We start from the raw sequence: 363 nt of genomic DNA, 5'->3' as shown, positions 1-363 counted from the left end.
GCCGCGGTATCGCGTTCGCCGGCCTCGTCCTGCGCACCGAACAGCACCGGCCCGCCACCCCTGACCACTGCGGCCAGGGAGTGGGCGTGCAGGGATGTCCACTCGTAGGCGCTTTCCGCCAGGTACAGCGGAATGGCGCGACTCAGGCGCCCCAGTTCATCTTCCCGTTGTTGTTCCGCGCGCTCTTCGCCGCTCATGACCTTGCCCAGCATCAGGAACGTCACCTTGCGCGCACTGTCGGGCTTGTTCGCAAACAGCCACTGCGGCTCGCGCAGGCCGAAACGTCAGATCGGAAGTTCGAACGGCATGTACGCGATCTGCAGTTCTTCCGTGTCGATCGGCCGCGATGATGCACCCGCTTCC

The 363-nt window shown here is 65.3% G+C and carries 1 protein-coding gene; it reads right to left on the bottom strand.

Annotation, left to right across the window (positions count from 1 at the left end; translation table 11 throughout):
• Nucleotides 1-212 (bottom strand): hypothetical protein (locus KVS69_RS18980; protein WP_217539520.1); only part of this gene is annotated, 212 nt, incomplete at its 3' end.
• Nucleotides 213-363 lie beyond the last annotated feature (151 nt).

Origin of the sequence: Stenotrophomonas sp. GbtcB23 (genome assembly GCF_019091045.1) — a bacterium.
GTDB classification, from domain to species: Bacteria; Pseudomonadota; Gammaproteobacteria; order Xanthomonadales; family Xanthomonadaceae; genus Stenotrophomonas; species Stenotrophomonas rhizophila_A.
Note: the sequence above shows the minus strand (reverse complement) of the source record. Positions and strands in the feature narration are given on the sequence as shown.